The sequence below is a fragment of the Vibrio sp. ZF 223 genome, assembly GCF_003050585.1.
Taxonomy (GTDB): domain Bacteria; phylum Pseudomonadota; class Gammaproteobacteria; order Enterobacterales; family Vibrionaceae; genus Vibrio; species Vibrio crassostreae.
This window is the reverse complement of record NZ_PIGB01000007.1, coordinates 216,611-230,995: the sequence shown is the minus strand read 5'-3', so window position 1 is coordinate 230,995 and position 14,385 is coordinate 216,611. Positions and strand designations below refer to the sequence as shown.

Below are 14,385 nucleotides of genomic sequence, written 5' to 3'. Positions count from 1 at the left end.
TAAAGCAGCCTAGTTCGTTAGGCTGCTTTTTTTAGTTAGGTAATTAATTAACTAGGCGACTTAAATTACTATCTGATGTTTTTTGATCAGCTTGTACAAGGTTGTCCGAGAAATAGACAACGCTTTAGCAGATTGGGAAATATTGTAGTGGTGTTGCTGAATCACTCGACGGACATTTTTTGAAGAAAGTCGAGTGTCACTCTCAGTGGCGAGCGATGCACCTTTCAATTGAATCCCCATATGATGAGTAGAAAGGGCGCTTGAGTTAGAAAGAACAATCGCCCTTTTTATGCAGTTGAATAATTCCCTGACATTGCCCGGCCAATGGTACTGTTTCATTTGCTCAAGGGTGTCACTAGGCAGTTTGATTTTGGATGCGTAATTGTGTTTTAGTTCAAATCGAATCAAATCTTCAATGTCTTCCTTGTGATCATTGAGTGGCACTAGATCCAATGGAAGTACATTGATCCGATGAAAGAGATCCTTTCGAAATTTACCCGCCGCGACGGCTTGTTCGATATTGACGTTGGTGGCGAAAATTACACGGCAATCTACAGTTAGTTGGTTGTTACTGCCTAATCGCTCTATCAAGTTATTTTCTAGAAAGTGGAGCAGGTAAGTTTGCAGCGACAGCTCAAGATCGCCGATCTCATCGAGAAATAGTGTGCCACCATTCGCTCTTTCTACATGTCCGACGTAGCGCTTGTTTGCTCCCGTGAACGAGCCCTTTTCAAAGCCAAACAACTCGGAGTGAACCAGTGACTGTGGTATTGCGCCACAATTTACAGCGATAAACGGTTTCTGACAGCGGGCTGAGGCCTCATGTATTAAACGTGCACAGAGGCTTTTTCCTGTACCTGTTTCCCCTTGAATCAGTACTGGGAAATCGTTGTTAGCGATCTTAGTTATTTTCTTTTTAAGTTGTTGGATGGTGCTGGATTTCCCCACCAATTGATATTCATGGCATGAAGCAGGCTTAGGTTTGTTCTGTTTGGTGTCTACCATGCCATACGCATGCCCTAAATTTCGACAAAGCCACTCTGTATCAATTGGTAGGTGGTAATAATCCCAATAGGTTTGCTTAATGAGCGATAAGTTTCGGCTTGGTGGTTGTTTGAAGATAGCGATTGCTTTTAAACTTGGAAAGCGTGCCTTCAACGTTGATATTTGCTCACATTGCTTATCGACCGAGGATGATGTTAGACAAGAAACCACAATTGGTGCGCAGCAGTGGCTGTGGGAATTGAGCAAGTGAATGGCTTGTTCGGTCGTTTCTGCAATTTGAGCTTCCCAGTTATGGAGGCGCAATTCATCTACCCACTGATTATGGTGCAGGCATGTGGTGTTACATAGCAGAATCACAGAACGAGTTTTAGGCTCAGGTGATACTCTTTTTGATGGCATTGTGCTCACTCTTCATGTTTCGACTCCATGATGAAACCTACAGTAAGCCCCCTAAATATCCCATAAGCTTAGGAGCAAAACTCAATTAATTCGAGTACACAAATCTGATGGCGTTTGGCTGACAAGTGTCATTATCTAAAGCGGGAAAGCTAATCTGGTGCTTTACTTATTGATATTTATGCTTATTAATAAAGGTATTCACGAATATCGTGTTTTTACTGTTTTGTTTATTGATGATGACACAGTAAACTCCGCGCTAATCACTAACGATAAAGAGCTGATATTGATGATAATTAACGTAGCAAAAAAGTTCATTTTGGCAGCTTCTGCGCTGGTGCTAGGCGGTTGTGTTAGCTATAGCGTTACTGAACAAGAAATGACGAACTACCTGCAAGATTCGGTGATGTTAGAGCAAGAAGTCGGTGTGCAAAACGTTATGTATGCACAAGTCGCGGTTGATGACTTAGCGGTACAAATTGGCCGAGCTGATGCCGAGCGCGTGTCTGTTCTGGCGAATACTAATGCACAAGTTCAGGTGTTTAATGTGCCGAACATGATGTTGGATCTTGATATCGAGTTCAGTGCGATTCCTGAATATGACAAAGAGAGTGGCGAGATTTATTTGAAATCACTGCGTTTAGAGCGCTTTGAAGAAAAAGACAAACAACTTTCTCCTGAGATCGCCAAACTACTTAAGCCTGCCGTTTCTATGATTGGTTTTGCCTTATCTCAGTCGCCAGTTTACAAACTCGACAGCAATAAGGTTCAAGAGTCATTGATTAAGTCTTCGGAACCTAATCTTGTGATTAAAGACAACAAGCTGGTCATCGAGTTATTCGATTAACCTTTCACGTTTAGCTTAGACTAAGATTTAAAACACAATGGCTGCCAGTTTGGTGGCCATTTTTGTTTGTGTTGAACAGTCAATGCTTCTGTTTTTTGGCTGTATATTAAGCTTGTTTTCTCAGGCCCATTTATTGAATTCGCTGCGTATCTCATCTTTACTTTACTCTTGTGAGCAAGTCATCGCTTCAGTCATCAAATCATAAGAAAGAAAAGGTGAACGAACTATGAAGAATCCAGTGATAGCGGATAACAAACCCGTTAAGGTCGAGCTAACCGAAGGGGAGGAGTATTACTTCTGTACCTGTGGGAAATCGAAAAACCAACCGTTTTGTGACGGTTCCCATGCCGGTTCGGGGTTCAAACCGAAAAGCTTTGTTGCCGAAGAGAGCGGAGATGCCTACCTGTGTCGCTGTAAGTATTCTAGCAACCTTCCTTTTTGTGATGGTGCCCATAAACAGTTTACGGCTGAGCAAGTGGGTCAAGAAGGCCCTGATGTGCATATCCAAGCGGCAACGCCCGATCTCTCACCTGCACCTTCTGCAACTAAAGAAGAGCCCACGGTTGAGTTCATTCATCAATTGGCACGAGATGGCTTATCCAAAGTAGGTCACCATGGGCCAATGACCTCAATGGGCGTCCCAAGATATCTATTACCTCACTGGGATGATATTCAAGTGATGGTCGCGCAAATGGCCACCAAGCCTTTGCTAGAAAATGTGCCAGTTGGTACTGAACTGATTATTGGTCCCAAAGCGAAGAAGCCGCTTAAATTGGACATCTCTTTGTTTGTGTCTGATATGAGTTTTGGCTCGCTATCTGAAGAAGCAAAAGTCTCCTTAGCGAAAGGTGCTGAACTTGCAGGAACAGGCATCTGCTCTGGAGAAGGCGGTATGCTACCCGAAGAGCAAGCGGCGAACTCTCGCTACTTTTATGAGTTAGCCAGTGCTCAGTTTGGTTACGATGAAGCTAAGCTCAAAAACGTTCAAGCCTTCCACTTTAAAGGCGGGCAGGGGGCGAAAACCGGAACGGGCGGGCACTTACCGGGCGCGAAGAACATAGGTAAGATTGCAGAAGTACGTGGCATTGAAGCGGGTACGGCAGCGATTTCTCCGCCCACCTTTGTTGACCTTAAAACAGTCGAGGATTTCAAAAAGTTCGCTGACCGAGTTAGAGAGGTGACAGGCGGTATCCCAATAGGCTTTAAGCTAAGTGCTAACCATATCGAGGAAGACATTCAGTTCTCATTAGATGCCAGTGCCGATTACATCATCTTGGATGGGCGTGGCGGCGGTACAGGGGCGGCGCCAGAAATGTTCCGAGACCATATCAGTGTGCCAACTATTCCAGCGCTTGCTCGTGCCAGAGCCTATCTAGACAAGCAAGGTGTCAGTGACAGAGTCACATTGATCATCACGGGCGGTTTGCGCGTACCGATGGACTTTGTGAAAGCAATGGCGCTTGGGGCTGATGGTGTCGCCATCTCGAACAGTGCCATGCAGTCGATAGGTTGTGTAGCGGCGAGAATGTGTAACACCAATAATTGCCCAGCGGGTATTGCGACTCAAAAAGCCGATTTACGCCAGCGTTTAAATGTGGAGAAGGCATCGAATCAGCTTAAAAACTTCTTCGAGGCGTCGACAGAATTAATGCAAGTGATGGCGAGAGCGTGTGGGCATGATCACTTGAATCAATTTAACCCTCACGATTTAGCAACATGGAATCGCGAAATGGCAGAGCTATCGGGAGTTGCCTATTCTGGTGTCAGTCCACTAAACCAACTTAAGTAAACAGCACTTCGATAAGGCACACCTACTGCTCTTTTGGGTGTGCTTATTTCCTCAACCCCAAAGTTGCCCTTTTGTAATGCATTGCTTTATAAGCGTTTTTAAAATATTTCCTATTTTTTAAAAATATCGCTTTACCTCAAGTTAACTTGAGGTTTTATTATCATTCCCAATCTAAATACACAGACAATCGCCTCTGAAACCATGAATGTGGAAAGGTGATACAAATGAATTAGGAACCAACAATGAAAGTATTAGCGATTGGCGCGACTAACAGTACAACATCAATTAACCAACAACTTGCAGCTTACACAGCAGGTTTAGTCGAAGGCGCGCAAGTCGAGGTGCTCGACCTCAATGATTTCGAGATGCCAATTTACAGTGAAGACAGAGAAAAAGAGTCCGGCGTTCATCAACATGCGCAGCGCTTTTTTACCAAGATTGGTGAAGCTGATGCTGTGGTCATCTCTTTTGCTGAATACAACGGTTCATACACCGCAGCCTTTAAGAATGTGTTTGATTGGACATCACGCATCGACATGAAAGTTTATCAAGGCAAACCTGTTGTTATGCTCTCCACATCACCAGGCCCTGGTGGTGCAAGTTCTGTGTTGTCGTCAGCGGTAAATTCTGCACCTTACTTTGATGCTGATGTGAAAGGCTCTATGTCGGTGCCAAGCTTCTACGATAACTTCGATATGGAAGCGGGAGAGATGACTAACGTAGAGATGATCGATAACCTTAAGATGATAATGAAAAAGATCTAGGTGCATATTGGTCATAAGACTCAAACACCCTTCCTTGATGGCTGTTTTTGCGTTTTAAGCCCTGCTGTTGTTATATGAAAACTCAAAGCTAACTCAAGAACCTCAACTTAAACTTAAGATTAACTTTAGCTATACTGCTCTGTGGGCTTGAATAGCTAAATAACATGAACAGGGAAAGTGATAGAGCATGAAAAACATCGTGTATTTAACGATTGGTCAACTCTCGGAGCGCAGTGGTGTTGCTCCTTCTGCACTGCGTTTCTATGAGACTAAAGGGTTAATTGCCTCTATTCGAACGAATGGAAACCAACGCCGTTATCAGTCAGCGATGTTGCGTCGAATTGCTCTTATTCAAGTTGCGCAGTCGATAGGCTTTACTCTTGAAGAGATCACGGAAGAGTTATCGACGCTGCCGATGAACCACACAGCAACCAAGCGAGATTGGGAGCGAGTAGCGAAGAAGTGGCAAGGGCAACTCGATAGCAAGATGGCACAAATACGTTCGCTACAAGAGAATCTAACAGGTTGTATTGGCTGTGGTTGTTTGAGTATGCAAAAGTGCCATTTATTAAACCCAGAAGATATTCTTCATGACCAAGGGCAGGGTGCTCAGCGTATTGTTGATTAGCCTCCATTTCGTCTGAACATCGAACTCAATTCTATATGTGTTATCACTTGATAGAGCAGTGGTGGCAGGGGTAGGGGTATCTCGTCTAGACAAAGCGGAATTAAGGGTCTAGTTTAGGTGGTTCTTTCAATAAAAGAAGAGGTTAGTTATGTTCAGCCATGTTTTTCTCGGTACCGAAGATATTGAACGCGCGAAGTGTTTTTATGACCCCATCATGAAAGTACTTGGTTATAACGAAGGCTCAGTTGATCCCAAAGGGCGCTGTGTTTACGTTAGCCAAACGGGCGTGTTGGGCTTAACGAAGCCGATTGATGGCCTGCCTGCAACGCACGGTAATGGTATGACGATAGGCTTTCTAGCTTCTTCTCCAGAGGTGGTAGATGAGTGGCATCGGGTTGGCGTCGAAAATGGCGGTACCAGTATTGAAAACGGCCCCGGAGCGAGAGGTTCTGACGAGCGTCGCTTGTACATGGCTTATTTGCGAGATCCTGATGGAAACAAGATCTGTGCAACTCACTTTATGCCATAGTTTACCTTATGTCATCGTTCATTTTATGCCACAGTGGCGTATACTTAGATCATGTTGATGGTTCGGAGTTGGCGAAGTCGCGGCTCTGAACTTGTTAGCTTTCTGAATACTCAAAATTTTGCAAAGGTTCAGCTAAATGACATCGAACGAACTGTTTTATGAAAGCTTTGAGCGCTGCCGGATCGACCAAGAATTTCTCGAAACGTTTTTGGCGGATTTTTGCGAGCATAATCCAAGGTTTTCAGAGCGTTTCGAAAAGATAGGGTTAGAGCAACAAACCAAGATGCTTAAAGCCTCGATCATTCTTATCTACAACTCTGCTGGTCTGCCGAGCGTGCGTAACTCAGTAAAGAAATTGGGTAAAAGGCATAAAGACTTAGGGCTGGATATTTCCGAAACTGAGCTCAACGAGTGGTTCAATTCGTTACTCAATACGGTTAAAAAATACGACCCTCACTATGATGAAAGCGTCGAACAAGCTTGGACAGAAACTCTCGAAGCAGGCTTAACTATCATGAAGAAAGAGTGTGTTGTGCCAGGTTCTGTGAATCAATAGTTAAGTCACCAGCAGCTTTTCTTGAAAGGTAGATTTCGTTTGAGAGGTAAGTCATGAATCAGGCTTACCTCAATTCTCAATTTTTTGACTCATCATTAAAAATGAGCAGCCCAACCAATCAGGAATCCTTGCGATGCGGTATCGTATTCAAAGGTTCCTTTGTTTTCGTAATCAACCCAGGTCGATTTATAGGCAATATTTAAGTCAGACCAACTGTTTATCTGGTATCGTACGCCAGTTAATAGGGAAGAGGTAAAGTCGGTGTCGCTACCAAGCCCTGCATCCATGGTTGCGTGAAACTTCCAATCCTTATTGATCTGCGTAATCCATCTCACACCTACTTGGTAGTCAACCCATTCTTCATCAAGTGATCGGTCGACACTTAACCTACCACCTGAACCGTAAAGCTTGGTATCAATGTCGTTATCCCACCAACGAAGCCCAAACAGATAATCAATCGTGCCAAAATCGTATTGGTAGCGCTTAAAACCCTTCACATCTAAAACACCTTGTCGGATATCAAGGTTGCCTCTTAATAACTCTGCGTTGGATCCTAATACCGAGTTTGTTTTTCCGCTTAGTTTCATGAAGCTGTAGTCAATGTAATAGCCCCATTGATTGTCATAGACACCCTCTAAACGCACCATTACGGTCATATCAAGATGATCCATGATGAATGAAGGATCAACATCAACATCTGCTGACAAATTACCAATGGTGCTATCTCCACGAATATTGAGTGCGAGCGCGTAGATTTCGAAGCTATGTTGCCACTTTTTTGTATTCATCGGTGTACTTGCTTCTTGCGCATTTACAGTTGAACTAACAGCCAGTGCTGATGCGATTAGATAGCGCCATTTAGTCATATTGATATCCTTATCCTCAATGTGAAATCGCACTGTTATGAATGTATGTTTTGACCATTCATTTACCATATATGCAACTTGTATATCGCTGATTGTAGACTATGTTTTTTGAAAAGAGCTAAGTTAAGAGAGTTAGGGGATGAAGCCACAGAGTATTTTCTTGTTCGTCGCGGTTTTAGGTTTAACACCGATTGCACTGTCTTATGGTTATGCACCAGTTGTCTCTCTTGATTACCTTTTTGGGATCGACGCGAGCCCCATCAATGTGACTCATATCTTTCGTGCAGTGATGGGGCTTTATTTGGCTCTGGCGTTGTTTTGGGTGTTTGGCGCACTGTTCAAAAAGTATCGACTGCCAGCGCTCTATAGTTTGGTGGTTTTCATGTTGGGTTTAGCTGCCGGACGAGTCATCAGTTTGGTGGTGGATGGCATGCCGCATTGGCTACTTTTTGTCTATCTGATCTTGGAACTGGGCTTTGGCTTAGTCGGTTTAAAAATGATTCATAACGAGCAATCTGAAACAGCATAAGGACATTCTATGAAAAGGATTTTCCATCTTCTTATTCTGAGTGTGTTGAGTAGCTTTTCGCTATCAGCATGGTCAGCTCAAGAGCAGCCAAATATCTTTGTTATCTTCACTGATGATGTGGGGATCTCAAACCTAAGTGCCTATCACAACGGCGTGATGAGCAGTGAAACACCGAATATCGACAGCATTGCCGAGAAGGGCATGTTACTCACCGATTACTACGCTCAACCATCGTGTACCGCGGGTCGTTCTGCCTTCTTAACTGGGCAACTACCAGTGAGAACGGGCATGCACTCTGTTGGATTGCCGGGTGGGCCTGTGGGTTTGAGTGCGGATACCCCAACGCTTCCAGAAATGCTCAAGAGCATGGGCTATGTGACGGGGCAGTTTGGTAAAAACCATTTAGGCGACCGAGATGAATTCCTTCCGACAATGCACGGTTTTGATGAGTATTGGGGCTGGTTGTATCACTTGAATGCGATGGAATACACCGAAGACCCTGATTGGCCAAAAGACGGTTCGTTAGACGCATTTGCACCTCGTAACGTGATCTATTCAAGAGCGGATGGTAAGGGCGGACAAACCATCGAGGATGATGGCGCGCTGTCGATTGAGCGCATGCGCACACTGGATGACGAAGTCAATAAACACGCGATCAACTTCATCGAAAGGGCGGTTGAAGCGGATAAACCGTTCTTCACTTGGTACTGTCCATCACGTGGTCACGTTTGGACGCACCTTTCTGAAGAATATGAGGCCATGCTTGGCCAGAACGGGTGGGGACTGCAAGAAGTGGTCATGAAAGATCTCGATGATCACGTTGGTGAGATGCTTGCCAAAATGGAAGAGCTCGGCATTGCAGATAACACCATCATCATTTTCACGGCCGATAATGGCCCAGAAATCATGACATGGCCAGATGGTGGTATGACACCATTCCATGGCGAAAAAGGCACAACATGGGAAGGTGGTGTTCGTGCTCCTGCATTGGTGAGTTGGCCGGGAAAAATCCCAGCTGGCAGTGTCGGTAATGGCATCTTTTATGGTATGGATTGGTTGCCAACATTGATTACAGCGGCGGGTGGTCCAACAGACCTGAAAGAGAAAATGCTGAAAGGTCACGATGGCTTTAAAGCGCATCTCGATGGTTACAACCAAGTCGATATGTTGACGGAAAAAGGCGAGTCGAACCGTAAAGAGATTTACTATTACGAGCGAGATAAGCTACAAGCCGTTCGAGTAGGAGATTGGAAGGCACACTTCGTGGTTCAGAATCACGGTTGGAGTGGCCCGAAAGAAGAACTTAACGCACCACTATTGTTCAACCTGCGTCGTGATCCTTACGAGCGAGCAGCTGAAGAGTCTGGAATGTACTTGAAATGGATGGGACAGAAAATGTGGGCATTTGGCCCTGCTCAAGCCGCTATTCAGCAACACTTAGCAACCTTCGAAGAGTGGCCGCCAGTCACACCAGAATCTCCGGCTGAGAAAACCGGTGGTGTGGGGAATTAACGTATGCTCATTTCCTAGAACCTAAATAAACAAAGCCCAGCCCCTAAGTTTTAGAAATCTAGGGAGCTGGGCTTTTGTTTTGCTGAAAGAACAGGGCAGTCAGGAGAAGTGAACTAGTCCTCAAGAGGAAGCTGATAGCTGTTTTTTAGTTCTTTCACTGAGATGTTGGATTGAATCGCACTCACGCCTTTTACTCGTCTTATTGAGCTAATACGCTCAAAGTACTCTTCCAAATCTTTTGCTAACACTTGCACCATATAGTCGGCACCGCCAGCAATGCAGTGACACATCGGAATCCAATCGGTAACGGCGACAAACTCTTCGAACGGTTCTGTGTTTTCAACTTCGTGGTTACCCAAGGTCACAAGAGTAAAGCCTGCTACATGAAAACCCAGCTTTTTGCGGTTTAGCTTCGCTGCGTAACCATCGATATAACCCGTCTCTTCCATGCGTTTCCAACGGCGCCAGCATGGGGTTTCGCTGAGGTTGACCTTCTCTGCGAGCTTGCTGTTGCTCATGCGTCCGTCTTGTTGGATATGTTCTAAGATGGCGATATCTGTGTCATCTAACACTTCTTTGGTGGATTCTTTCTGTTTCATGGCTTTTTTGGAAAAGTCTTGCTCAAATTTGGATTAATATTAGCCTATATAGCAATTTAATTCCTAGTCGAATCTGTAAACTCTCTCCCTATAAATACTTTACTTATTAGGAGTGAGAGGAAATGAGCTCTCAATTAATGCTGGCGTTCTTGCTATTTTCAACATCAATTGCAATTACACCTGGGGCTGGCAATATCGCATTACTTGGGATTTCAAGTCGTTATGGGTTTGCTGCAACTTTACCTTTTATCTCTGGAAACGCTGTTGGCATCATCATCGTACTGGCGGGTTCCAGTGTCGGTTTGGTGAGCCTATTTACCCTTTACCCAGAGCTATACAACATTTTGAAATACGTGGGTGCGGCCTATTTGCTGTTCATGGCGTGGTCGATTGCGAATATGCAAATCGAAGAAAGCACCACCGACAATCGCTCGGGCTTTATGTCAGGCGTGCTGGTGCAGGTGCTAAACCCTAAAGGTTGGATTGCTTCATTAACTGTGTTTTCACAGTTCATCACCCCGAACGCGGACTACCTGATTCAAGTGGTGACCATTATCGCGGGTATGGTGATCACGGGTGTACCGTGCATGTTGGTGTGGGCGTATTGCGGCACCATGCTTAAAAAATTGCTTCAATCACCAAAACAGATGATGTTTGTGAACCGTTGCTTGGGTGGAAGTCTCGCGCTTGTTGTTGCTTTCATGCTTTATCAACCGGCATAGTTCAGAAAGAAAAAAACCACTCCTAAATCCATAGGAGTGGTGTCTAAATGTCGACTAAGTCGTTAACAGTAAAGAATTAAGTTAACAAATATTTAAGGAACTTGAGTTAAAAGCTTTTATGCCTAGAAGCTTTTAAGTTTTAAGATTAAGCGGTTTCAGCCTCTTTAACTGGAGCTGAGTTACGGATTAGGTGGTCAAATGCACCTAAACTTGCTTTGGCACCTTCACCCATCGCGATGATGATCTGTTTGTAAGGTACGGTTGTTACGTCACCCGCTGCAAATACACCTTTCATTGATGTTGCACCATGAGCGTTAATCTCAATCTCACCGCGTGGTGATAGTTCTACCTTCGTTCCCTTCAACCATTCGCTGTTTGGCATTAGGCCGATTTGAACAAAGATACCCGCGAGTTCAATCTGTTTCAGCTCATCGGTGTTGCGGTCTTTGTATTCCAGACCGGTTACGCGGTTGCCATCACCCAACACTTGTGTCGTTTGAGCCATCTTAATGATTTCGATGTTTGGCGTTGCGTTCGCTTTGTCGATAAGTACTTGGTCAGCGCGTAGCGTGTCTGCAAATTCAAGTACGGTTACGTGTTCCACGATACCTGCTAGGTCAATAGCGGCTTCAATACCTGAGTTACCGCCACCGATAACCGCTGTTTTCTTACCTTTGAACAATGGGCCGTCACAGTGTGGGCAGTAAGCAACGCCTTTGTTGCGGTACTCTTGCTCGCCTGGAACGTTCATTTCACGCCAGCGTGCACCCGTACTTGTGATGACAGTGCGAGCTCGCAGTGTTGCGCCGCTCTCTAGCTCAACGTGGATGTAGCCATCTTCCGTGTCTTCTGCAGCAATGATGTTGGCAGCGCGCTGCTCAGTCATTACTTCAACACCGTACTCTTTTACGTGCTCTTCCAGGCTAGCCACTAGCTTAGGACCCGTTGTCGCTTTCACTGAGATAAAGTTCTCAATCGCCATTGTATCCATTACTTGACCACCGAATCGGTCAGCAACCACACCTGTGCGAATGCCTTTACGTGCCGCATAAATTGCTGCTGAAGAACCTGCAGGGCCGCCGCCTACAACCAATACATCAAAGGGTGCTTGTTGGTTTAGATTAGCCGCTTTCTTTTCCGCTGCACCTGAATCAACCTTGTTCAGGATCTCTGCCAGTGACATACGGCCTTGACCAAATAGCTCACCGTTAATAAACACACTTGGTACTGCCATGATGTCGCGAGACTTCACTTCCTCTTGGAATGCTGCGCCATCAATCATTGTTGTCTTAACCAGAGGGTTAATCGCCGACATCATGTTGAATGCCTGAACCACTTCTGGACAGTTTTGGCACGATAGTGAGATGAAGATTTCTACATTCAGCTCTTGGTCTAGTTCTTTTATTTGCTCGATTACGTCAGCTTCAAGCTTGATTGGATGACCACCACTGTGAAGCAGTGCTAGAACCAATGATGTGAACTCGTGACCCATTGGTAAACCCGCGAAACCGATCGCGGTGCCTTTCTCTTGGTTCACGACCTGCATGATAGGGCGGCGAGTGCTTGCGCTATCATCTCGAGTCACCTCAATTTTATCTGTGAGAGAGGCGATATCATTCGCTAGGTCTTGAAGTTTGTTTGCGGTATCGCTGTCATCAAGGCTCAGCACTAACTGAACATTGGTTTTTAGGTTTTCTAGGTATGCTTTTAGCTGCTGCTTCATTGCTTGATCTAACATAATCGTGCCTGCTCTTAAATTCTGTGTCTTGGTATTGACCAATACCTTCTTGCTGAAAAAGGAAAATAAAAAAGGGGCGCAAGTCGGCAAATATTGTGGTGTTGATGCTTTGAAAGGGTGGCGCGCAACTGCCCTTTAGGAGGGAGGCCGAAGCGCGCCTGTAGAACCGTTTTATTTGTTCTTTTTAGCTATTCTTGTTAGCTAGGCTTAGATTAAATCTTACCTACTAGGTCTAGAGATGGTGCTAGTGTCTCTTCGCCTTCTTTCCATTTTGCTGGGCAAACTTCACCTGGGTTAGCGGCTACGTATTGTGCTGCTTTAACTTTGCGTAGTAGGTCTTCAGCGTCACGGCCGATACCTTCAGCAGTAATTTCCATTGCTTGGATAACGCCTTCTGGGTCGATTAGGAACGTAGCACGGTCTGCTAGGCCTTGACCTTCACGCATAACGTTGAAGTTGTTTGTGATGTTGCCAGTTTGGTCACCTACCATGAAGTATTCGATAGTGCCGATTTTGTCAGAAGTATCGTGCCATGCTTTGTGAGAGAAGTGCGTGTCAGTTGATACTGAGTAAACTTCTACGCCGCGAGATTGAAGCTCTGCGTATTTTTCTTGTAGGTCAACTAGCTCAGTTGGACATACAAACGTGAAGTCTGCTGGGTAGAAGAAGAATACAGCCCACTTGCCTTTAACGTCTTGCTCAGTGATTTCTACGAATTCGCCGTTTTTGAATGCTGTTGCGTTGAATGGTTTGATTTCTGTGTTGATCATGTTGGACTCTCTTTCTAATTTGTAGTGTTTAACGCTATCCCGCGTCGATGGAGATATATTGCATTGGCACCGAAAATTAGTGAAATCGGACATTTCTATAGATTCAATAGGCAAATCCTATCTTTGATAGAAGAAAGCTATCGATAAAAGCTATCAACAAAAATCATTAACAAAAGCTATCAAACATCAGCATCACCCATTTGAGGAGCTATGCTCTTTAGGCTGTCCTCTACATTTGGCTTATCTCTATTAGCGTGAACGGCTATTTATAGCGTGAACATCGAGGTAGACAGTGTTTCTTTAAGTGAGCTGAGATCTCCTGTTAATTTTTGTATAACAAAAAATTATTATTAATATAATTTATGATAATTTCAGTTAATCACAGTCTCTCCCTATACTCTCTTCATCGAAACGAAATACCGAAGCTAGTCTTCGAAAAGCACAGAATAAAAAACGAATTGGAGAAAGTTATGAAAATGAATCACGTAGGCATCATGGTAGGCGACATGGACCAAGCAGTAGAGTTTTACACTAAAGCTCTAGGTCTAAGAATTGTAATGAACAACACTAAGGTTATGGAAGAGCGCGAATCAGCAATCGGCCGCATGTGTATCGCAGTATTTGGCGAAGGCTTCAAAGGCTTCAACATTGCACATTTAGTAACTTCAGACGGTATCGGTGTTGAGCTATTCGAAATGGTTGACCGTGAAGAACGTCACGAAGTGGATTTCTCTCGCCTGGGCATTTTCCACTTCTGTCTGCAGCTTCCAAAAGAGCAGTTTCATTCAGCTATTAAGCGCGTAGAGGAGTTTGGCGGTAAGGTACGTATGGATATTCACCGTTACCACCCAGAAGACGAATTAAAACAAGCACAAATGGTTTACTTAGAAGACCCGTTTGGCAACCTATTCGAATTCTACTCGCACACATACGAAGATACATACGCGACTGATTACGAGTAATCGCGCTATCTACCTACCATAAGGTAGAAAAACCGAAGCACACCCCTAAAGAGGATTGGTAGAGATACCAATCCTTTTTTTCGTATTTGGATGTTTGGTTGAGTGATTTATCTACATGAAATGATTAAGAAAGATACAGATTAAAGTCGTTGTTAAAGTTGACGCTTTGAAGA

At 44.5% G+C, this 14,385-nt stretch carries 15 protein-coding genes; 10 read left to right on the top strand and 5 right to left on the bottom strand.

The annotated features are described in order from the left end of the window. Positions 1 to 60: 60 nt before the first annotated feature. Positions 61 to 1,404, bottom strand: coding sequence for a sigma-54 interaction domain-containing protein (locus CWO13_RS15235; protein WP_107898725.1), 1,344 nt, complete (start codon positions 1,402 to 1,404; stop codon positions 61 to 63). A 286-nt stretch (positions 1,405 to 1,690) separates the two neighbouring features. Between CWO13_RS15235 and CWO13_RS15230 the strand changes: the two genes are divergently transcribed. The 6 genes from CWO13_RS15230 to CWO13_RS15205 all read left to right on the top strand — a co-directional run bounded on the left by CWO13_RS15230 (position 1,691) and on the right by CWO13_RS15205 (position 6,514). Then, positions 1,691 to 2,248 (top strand): DUF1439 domain-containing protein, encoded by a 558-nt coding sequence (locus CWO13_RS15230; protein WP_108083157.1) that lies wholly within the window; start codon positions 1,691 to 1,693, stop codon positions 2,246 to 2,248. A 226-nt stretch (positions 2,249 to 2,474) separates the two neighbouring features. Next, the gene (locus CWO13_RS15225; RefSeq protein ID WP_107898726.1) at positions 2,475 to 4,037 is read left to right on the top strand and encodes a glutamate synthase-related protein; all 1,563 of its coding nucleotides are present in this window, start codon (positions 2,475 to 2,477) and stop codon (positions 4,035 to 4,037) included. 242 nt (positions 4,038 to 4,279) lie between these two features. Further along, positions 4,280 to 4,801 carry an NADPH-dependent FMN reductase gene (locus CWO13_RS15220; RefSeq protein WP_108083148.1) on the top strand — a complete coding sequence of 174 codons (522 nt, stop codon included), beginning with the start codon at positions 4,280 to 4,282 and terminating at the stop codon, positions 4,799 to 4,801. 187 nt (positions 4,802 to 4,988) lie between these two features. Further along, positions 4,989 to 5,429 carry a redox-sensitive transcriptional activator SoxR gene (gene soxR / locus CWO13_RS15215; RefSeq protein ID WP_055320106.1) on the top strand — a complete coding sequence of 147 codons (441 nt, stop codon included), beginning with the start codon at positions 4,989 to 4,991 and terminating at the stop codon, positions 5,427 to 5,429. A 148-nt stretch (positions 5,430 to 5,577) separates the two neighbouring features. Continuing rightward, on the top strand, positions 5,578 to 5,958 hold the full coding sequence (locus tag CWO13_RS15210; RefSeq protein WP_048658227.1) for a VOC family protein: 381 nt from the start codon (positions 5,578 to 5,580) through the stop codon (positions 5,956 to 5,958). Positions 5,959 to 6,094: 136 nt separating this feature from the next. Then, positions 6,095 to 6,514 (top strand): globin, encoded by a 420-nt coding sequence (locus tag CWO13_RS15205; protein WP_048658228.1) that lies wholly within the window; start codon positions 6,095 to 6,097, stop codon positions 6,512 to 6,514. A 95-nt stretch (positions 6,515 to 6,609) separates the two neighbouring features. Here the strand turns inward: CWO13_RS15205 and CWO13_RS15200 are convergent, their stop codons facing one another. Beyond that, complete coding sequence (locus CWO13_RS15200) at positions 6,610 to 7,380, bottom strand: DUF481 domain-containing protein (RefSeq protein WP_108083147.1); 771 nt, start codon at positions 7,378 to 7,380, stop codon at positions 6,610 to 6,612. A 139-nt stretch (positions 7,381 to 7,519) separates the two neighbouring features. Here CWO13_RS15200 and CWO13_RS15195 point away from each other — a divergent pair, with 139 nt between their 5' ends. Together CWO13_RS15195 and CWO13_RS15190 are read left to right on the top strand one after the other, a co-directional pair. Continuing rightward, complete coding sequence (locus tag CWO13_RS15195) at positions 7,520 to 7,909, top strand: DUF4345 domain-containing protein (protein ID WP_102432868.1); 390 nt, start codon at positions 7,520 to 7,522, stop codon at positions 7,907 to 7,909. Positions 7,910 to 7,918: 9 nt separating this feature from the next. After that, complete coding sequence (locus CWO13_RS15190; protein ID WP_108083146.1) at positions 7,919 to 9,421, top strand: arylsulfatase; 1,503 nt, start codon at positions 7,919 to 7,921, stop codon at positions 9,419 to 9,421. 113 nt (positions 9,422 to 9,534) lie between these two features. On the opposite strand, the gene CWO13_RS15185 is transcribed toward CWO13_RS15190, so the two are convergent. Continuing rightward, on the bottom strand, positions 9,535 to 10,020 hold the full coding sequence (locus tag CWO13_RS15185; protein WP_102320540.1) for an Lrp/AsnC family transcriptional regulator: 486 nt from the start codon (positions 10,018 to 10,020) through the stop codon (positions 9,535 to 9,537). Positions 10,021 to 10,142: 122 nt separating this feature from the next. On the opposite strand from CWO13_RS15185, the gene CWO13_RS15180 reads away from it, so the two are divergent. Then, positions 10,143 to 10,742, top strand: a complete 600-nt coding sequence (locus CWO13_RS15180; RefSeq protein WP_102277316.1) for a LysE family translocator — start codon at positions 10,143 to 10,145, stop codon at positions 10,740 to 10,742. 145 nt (positions 10,743 to 10,887) lie between these two features. On the opposite strand, the gene ahpF is transcribed toward CWO13_RS15180, so the two are convergent. Beyond that, positions 10,888 to 12,480: an alkyl hydroperoxide reductase subunit F gene (gene ahpF, locus CWO13_RS15175; RefSeq protein WP_108083145.1), complete on the bottom strand. Its 1,593-nt coding sequence runs from the start codon at positions 12,478 to 12,480 to the stop codon at positions 10,888 to 10,890. A 212-nt stretch (positions 12,481 to 12,692) separates the two neighbouring features. Beyond that, positions 12,693 to 13,250: an alkyl hydroperoxide reductase subunit C gene (gene ahpC / locus CWO13_RS15170; RefSeq protein ID WP_017629768.1), complete on the bottom strand. Its 558-nt coding sequence runs from the start codon at positions 13,248 to 13,250 to the stop codon at positions 12,693 to 12,695. Positions 13,251 to 13,720: 470 nt separating this feature from the next. Between ahpC and CWO13_RS15165 the strand changes: the two genes are divergently transcribed. Beyond that, positions 13,721 to 14,212, top strand: a complete 492-nt coding sequence (locus tag CWO13_RS15165) for a VOC family protein (RefSeq protein WP_108083144.1) — start codon at positions 13,721 to 13,723, stop codon at positions 14,210 to 14,212. Positions 14,213 to 14,385 lie beyond the last annotated feature (173 nt).

What these genes read in the sequence shown, in the direction of transcription:
- CWO13_RS15235 (WP_107898725.1), bottom strand. Translation starts at nt 1,404, where the DNA reads ATGCCATCAAAAAGAGTATCACCTGAGCCTAAAACTCGTTCTGTGATT.
- CWO13_RS15230 (WP_108083157.1), top strand. Translation starts at nt 1,691, where the DNA reads ATGATAATTAACGTAGCAAAAAAGTTCATTTTGGCAGCTTCTGCGCTG.
- CWO13_RS15225 (WP_107898726.1), top strand. Translation starts at nt 2,475, where the DNA reads ATGAAGAATCCAGTGATAGCGGATAACAAACCCGTTAAGGTCGAGCTA.
- CWO13_RS15220 (WP_108083148.1), top strand. Translation starts at nt 4,280, where the DNA reads ATGAAAGTATTAGCGATTGGCGCGACTAACAGTACAACATCAATTAAC.
- soxR (WP_055320106.1), top strand. Translation starts at nt 4,989, where the DNA reads ATGAAAAACATCGTGTATTTAACGATTGGTCAACTCTCGGAGCGCAGT.
- CWO13_RS15210 (WP_048658227.1), top strand. Translation starts at nt 5,578, where the DNA reads ATGTTCAGCCATGTTTTTCTCGGTACCGAAGATATTGAACGCGCGAAG.
- CWO13_RS15205 (WP_048658228.1), top strand. Translation starts at nt 6,095, where the DNA reads ATGACATCGAACGAACTGTTTTATGAAAGCTTTGAGCGCTGCCGGATC.
- CWO13_RS15200 (WP_108083147.1), bottom strand. Translation starts at nt 7,380, where the DNA reads ATGACTAAATGGCGCTATCTAATCGCATCAGCACTGGCTGTTAGTTCA.
- CWO13_RS15195 (WP_102432868.1), top strand. Translation starts at nt 7,520, where the DNA reads ATGAAGCCACAGAGTATTTTCTTGTTCGTCGCGGTTTTAGGTTTAACA.
- CWO13_RS15190 (WP_108083146.1), top strand. Translation starts at nt 7,919, where the DNA reads ATGAAAAGGATTTTCCATCTTCTTATTCTGAGTGTGTTGAGTAGCTTT.
- CWO13_RS15185 (WP_102320540.1), bottom strand. Translation starts at nt 10,020, where the DNA reads ATGAAACAGAAAGAATCCACCAAAGAAGTGTTAGATGACACAGATATC.
- CWO13_RS15180 (WP_102277316.1), top strand. Translation starts at nt 10,143, where the DNA reads ATGAGCTCTCAATTAATGCTGGCGTTCTTGCTATTTTCAACATCAATT.
- ahpF (WP_108083145.1), bottom strand. Translation starts at nt 12,480, where the DNA reads ATGTTAGATCAAGCAATGAAGCAGCAGCTAAAAGCATACCTAGAAAAC.
- ahpC (WP_017629768.1), bottom strand. Translation starts at nt 13,250, where the DNA reads ATGATCAACACAGAAATCAAACCATTCAACGCAACAGCATTCAAAAAC.
- CWO13_RS15165 (WP_108083144.1), top strand. Translation starts at nt 13,721, where the DNA reads ATGAAAATGAATCACGTAGGCATCATGGTAGGCGACATGGACCAAGCA.